This is a genomic window from Streptomyces graminilatus, from assembly GCF_001418565.1.
GTDB lineage: Bacteria > Actinomycetota > Actinomycetes > Streptomycetales > Streptomycetaceae > Streptomyces > Streptomyces graminilatus.
Window position 1 is genome coordinate 1 of the sequence record NZ_LIQQ01000594.1, and the last position, 5396, is coordinate 5396.

3 protein-coding genes and 1 pseudogene are annotated in these 5396 nt (G+C 71.6%); all 4 read left to right on the top strand.

Translation table 11 applies throughout. The annotated features are described in order from the left end of the window. The first annotated feature begins 136 nt into the window (after positions 1 to 136). Positions 137 to 1348, top strand: coding sequence for a flavin-containing monooxygenase (locus AOK08_RS37450; RefSeq protein WP_055534415.1), 1212 nt, complete (start codon positions 137 to 139; stop codon positions 1346 to 1348). A 166-nt stretch (positions 1349 to 1514) separates the two neighbouring features. After that, positions 1515 to 3734: pseudogene (locus tag AOK08_RS37455) on the top strand (acetate--CoA ligase family protein); the annotation flags it as partial. A gap of 241 nt (positions 3735 to 3975) precedes the next feature. Further along, on the top strand, positions 3976 to 4776 hold the full coding sequence (locus AOK08_RS37460; protein ID WP_079054500.1) for an enoyl-CoA hydratase/isomerase family protein: 801 nt from the start codon (positions 3976 to 3978) through the stop codon (positions 4774 to 4776). Between the two features lie 50 nt (positions 4777 to 4826). Beyond that, positions 4827 to 5396: flavin reductase family protein (locus tag AOK08_RS37465; protein WP_422125806.1), on the top strand; the 570-nt coding region annotated here is incomplete at its 3' end.

The following is a 5396-nucleotide window of genomic DNA, read 5'->3' on the forward strand; positions in this document are numbered from 1 at the left end:
TTCAGTATGGCCTCACCGGGCCCCTACAGCCAGGCCCCCACCTCTCCCCTCCCTCCCTCGCCGCCGTGATCAATCCGCAACCGATTCCGGTCTTGCCCGAGACCTAACAAATGAGCGTGTGAATACGCTCAGGAACATGGCCCACGCACCGACACCAGCCCCGTCACCGACCGCCCCCGTGTACGTCATCGGCGGCGGCCCCGGCGGTCTCGCCGTCGCGTACGCGCTGAAGGCCCAGGGCGTACGGGCCGTCGTGCTGGAGCGGGGCGACCGGGTCGGGGCGTCCTGGCGGCGGCACTACGACCGGTTGCGGCTGCACACCACCCGTCGGCTGTCCTCGCTGCCGGGGCTCGCGATGCCGCGTTCCTTCGGGCGGTGGGTGGCGCGGGCCGACGTGGTCCGGTACCTGGAGAAGTACGCCGAGCACCACAAGCTGGAGGTCGTCACCGGCGTCGAGGTGTCCCGGGTCGAGCGGACCGCCGACGGCACCGGCTGGCTGCTGCACGCCACCGGCGGGCGCGAGCTGACCGGCAGCGCGGTCGTCGTCGCCACCGGGACCAACCACACCCCCCGGCTCCCCGAGTGGCCCGGTCGCGACACCTACCGGGGCGAGCTGCTGCACGCCGGCCAGTACCGCAACGCCGAGCCCTTCGCCGGCCGTGACGTCCTCGTCGTCGGTGTCGGCAACACCGGCGCCGAGATCGCCGTCGACCTGGTGGAGGGCGGGGCCTCCCGGGTGCGGCTGTCGGTGCGTACGGCTCCGCACATCGTGCGGCGGTCCACGGCCGGCTGGGCGGCCCAGTTCACGGGCATCGCCGTACGACGGCTGCCGGTGCGCCTCGTCGACCGGCTCGCCGGACCGATGGCCAGGCTGAGCGTGCCGGACCTCTCCGCCCACGGGCTGCCCCGCCCCGACACCGGCCTGTACTCGCGCGTCAAGGCCGGCTCGCTCCCCGTCCAGGACGTCGGCCTCATCGACGCCGTCCGGAAGGGGCGCGTCGAGATCGTCGCCGCCGTCGAGGGGTTCGAGGACGGCAAGGTCGCCCTCGCCGGCGGCGAACACCTCGAACCGGACGCCGTCATCGCCGCCACCGGCTACCTCCGGGGCCTGGAAGACCTCGTCGGCCACCTCGACGTACTCGACCCGCACGGCAAGCCGCTCACCAACGGGCCGCGCGCACCGAAGAACGCGCCGGGCCTGTACTTCACCGGTTACACCAACCCCATCAGCGGGATGTTCCGCGAACTGGCGATCGACGCGGTCCGCATCGCGAAGACGATCGCACGGCAGCAGTCCGCAGCGGCGAAGGCTGCGAAGGTGGCGAAGGTGGCGAAGGTGGCGAAGTAGGCGTCCCCGCAGGGCCTTCACGGGGTGCGGACCGGGTGTGCCGGTGAATCCCTCAAGGCGCCTCCGCCGAAGAAGTTCCCCGCACGACAGTTCCTGACGGAGTGTCAGTTCAGTAACCTGACACTTCGTCAGTTGGTTGGCTGTCACAACAGGAGCGGGCGGACCGATGCTTGGATCAACCCACGGCACCCTCACCACCGACTCCCGCCGGGCCCGAGTCATCGCCTGCGGCGAGCAGCCCTCGCCGGTCGTGCACGGCAGGCCCGCCGATGTCGACGACCTCGACGTCAGCGGCCGGCCGCTGTACGCCGGCGTGCCCGATCTCGACCGCTTCTTCCGGCCCGAGTCCCTGGCGGTGGTCGGTGCCTCGGACGCCGAGGGGCGGCCGAACACCGGTATCACCCGGCAGTTGCTGGCGTGGGCCGAGCGGGTCGGCGCCCGGCTGCACCCGGTGCACCCGACGCGCGAGTCCGTCTTCGGCATCCCCTGCTTCCCTTCCGTCGCGGACCTGCCCGAGCAGGTCGATCTCGCCGTACTCCTGGTCGCCGACCCCCTTCCCCTGGTCGGGCAACTCGCCGAGGCCAAGGTGAAGTTCGCCGTCGCGTTCGCCTCCGGGTTCGCGGAGACGGGCGAGGCGGGCGCGGCGGCACAGGCCCGTCTGTCGGCCGCCGTACGCCGCTCCGGTATCCGTCTTCTCGGCCCGAACACCAACCTCAACGCCTTCGAGAACTTCCGCGAGGACCTCGACGGCCCCGCGATCGCCCTGATCACCCAGTCCGGCCACCAGGGCCGCCCGGTCTTCGCCCTCCAGGAACTCGGTATCCGCCTCTCCCACTGGGCCCCCACCGGCAACGAGGCCGACCTGGAGACCGCCGACTTCATCTCGTACTTCTCCGAACGGCCCGAGGTCGGCGCCATCGCCTGCTACGTCGAGGGGCTCAAGGACGGCCGCTCGTTCCTCCTCGCGGCGGACCGGGCGGCCCGGCGCGGTGTACCCGTCGTCGCGGTCAAGGTGGGCCGCACCGAGACCGGCGCCCGCACCGCCGCCTCCCACACCGGCAAACTCACCGGCGCCGACGCGGTGGTGGACGCGGCGATGCGGCAGTACGGAGTGATCCGCGTCGACGGACTCGACCAACTCCAGGACACCTCAGCCCTGTTGGCCCGCGCCCGGCGTCCGCTCGCCGACGGGGTCGCCGTCTATTCGATCTCGGGCGGCACGGGCGCGCACTTCGCGGACCTGGCGACCGAGGCCGGGCTGAACCTCCCGCGACTGTCCGCCGGCAAGCAGGCGGAGCTGCACGAGTGGATACCCGACTACCTGAACGTGGCCAACCCGATCGACAGCGGCGGGCATCCGGTCGGCGACTGGCGCGGCCGGAAGATCATCGACGCGATACTCGCCGACCCGGCGGTGGGCGTCCTGGTCTGCCCCATCACCGGCCCCTTCCCCCCGATGAGCGACAAGCTCGCCCAGGACCTCGTGGACGCGGCCGAGCGGACGGACAAGCTGGTGTGCGTGATCTGGGGCTCGCCGGTCGGCACGGAGGCCGCGTACCGCGAGACCCTGCTCGGCTCCTCCCGGGTGGCCACCTTCCGCACCTTCGCGAACTGTGTGACGGCTGTCCGCGCCCACCTCGACCACGCCCGCTTCACCGCCTCGTACCGCTCCCCCTTCGACGAGGCCCCGCGCACCCCGTCGCCCAGTTTCCGCAAGGCGCGGGCGCTGATGCGGCCGGGCGAGACGCTGAGCGAGCACGCGGCCAAGCTGCTGCTGCGGGCGTACGGGATCCGGGTGCCGCGCGAGCAGTTGGTGACCAGCGCGGCGGCGGCCGTACGGGCGGCGGGGCTGGTGGGCTACCCGGTGGTGATGAAGGCGTCGGGCGGCCAGATCGCGCACAAGACGGAACTCGGCCTGGTGAAGATCGAGTTGACCTCTGCCAGCCAAGTCCGGGACGCCTACCGCGAGCTGACCGACATCGCCCGCTACGAGGGCGTGGACCTGGACGGCGTACTCGTGTGCCAGATGGTCGAGCGGGGCGTCGAGATGGTCGTCGGTGTCACGCACGACGACCTGTTCGGCCCGACGGTGACGGTGGGGCTCGGCGGTGTGCTGGTGGAGGTGCTCCAGGACACCGCCGTACGCGTGCCGCCGTTCGGTGAGGCGCAGGCGCGGGACATGCTGTCCGAGCTGCGCGGGCGTGCCCTGCTCGACGGGGTCCGGGGGCGCCCCCCGGCCGACCTGGACGCGCTCGTCGAGGTCGTCCTGCGGGTGCAGCGGATGGCACTGGAACTCGGGGACGAGCTGGCGGAGCTCGACATCAACCCGCTGATGGTGCTGCCCAGGGGGCAGGGGGCGGTGGCGCTGGACGCGCTGGCGGTGTGCGGCCCGGTCCCGGACGGCCCGCACAGCCGGGGCGGCCAGGACGGCCAGGACGGCCAGGACGGCCAGAACATCCGTGACAGCCGGGACATCCGTGACAGCCGGGACGCGACCCAGCCGCCGCTCTAGCCACCCCCGCAGGAAACGGAGCAGCCCCCACATGACCCACATAGCTTCCTCCCCCGAAGAGTCCAGAGAATCCAGCACGCCATCAACAAATCCGACACAGCCGGAAAAATCCGCCTTGCCGGTTGACTCATTGGTACTGCACGCCACTGACAATCAGGTCTCCTGGATCACCCTCAACCGCCCCGAATCCCTCAACGCCATCACCCCTGACCAGCGAGAACGCCTCATCCAACTTTTTTTGGACGCCTCTGCCGACCCTGCCGTACGGGCCGTCGTCCTCACCGGCACGGGCAAGGGCTTCTGCACGGGCGCGGACTTACGAGGCGGCCAGACGCAGGGGGCGGGGGAGCGGATCGCGGGTGACGTGGCGCGGGTGATCCGCATGGGCGCCCAGCGCCTGATCTCGGCGGTCCTGGACTGCGAGAAGCCGGTCATCGCGGCGGTGAACGGCACGGCGGCCGGCCTGGGCGCCCACCTCGCCCTCGCCTGCGACCTGGTCCTGGCCGCCGAACAGGCCCGGTTCATCGAGGTGTTCGTGCGGCGGGGCCTGGTCCCGGACGGCGGCGGAGCGTATCTCCTCCCCCGCCTCATCGGCCCGCAGCGCGCGAAGGAACTCATGTTCTTCGGCGACGCACTGACCGCCCCGGACGCCGAACGCCTGGGCCTGGTCAACCGGGTCGTACCGGCCGAGGACCTCCACAAGACGGCCCGCGACTGGGCGGAACGTCTGGCCACCGGCCCGACCCGTGCCCTGGCCCTCACCAAGCAACTGATCAACGCTTCCCTGGACTCCGACCGCACCACCGCCTTCGCGGCCGAGGCCACCGCCCAGGAGATCAACATGACGACGGCGGACGCACGGGAAGGGGTGGCGAGCTTCGTGGAACGGCGAAGCCCGCGTTATGGCGGGAGCTGACTGCCTTACAGGTCTTCACTTCTGACGACCCGTCAGCTCCAATGGAACCCATGTTGGGACAAGCGGGAATGGCGGCGGCTGCCGTCCGTTATCTCAGGTCGGCTGGGGTGCCCACAGCGGCGCCCGGCGCCATGGACGATGTCGAGGCGCTGCCCCGGCCGGCCTTACGGGCGGTCGGCGAGGACGAGCGCGCGCCGGTCGCCCCGGCCGAATTCCGGCGCGTACTGGGCAACTTCGCGACCGGCGTCACCGTCATCACCGCCCCGGCGGGCAAGGGCGGGACCACCCCGGCCGGCTTCGCCTGCCAGTCCTTCGCCGCCCTGTCCCTCGACCCGCCCTTGGTCGTCTTCATGGTCGGCCGTACGTCACGGACGTGGCCGCTCATCGCGCGCGCGGGCGTCTTCTGCGTCAACGTACTGAGCGCCGGCCAGGGCGAGTTGTGCCGCGGCTTCGCGAAGAGCGGCGCGGACAAGTTCGCCGGGGTGGAGTACGACACGTCCCCCGCCTCCGGCTCCCCGCGCCTGGTGGGCGCCGCCGCCTGGATCGACTGCACGATCCAGGCGGTGCACACGGGGGGCGATCACTTGATCGTCGTAGGGCGGGTGGACGCGCTGGGGGCG

What these genes read in the sequence shown, in the direction of transcription:
- AOK08_RS37450 (WP_055534415.1), top strand. Translation starts at nt 137, where the DNA reads ATGGCCCACGCACCGACACCAGCCCCGTCACCGACCGCCCCCGTGTAC.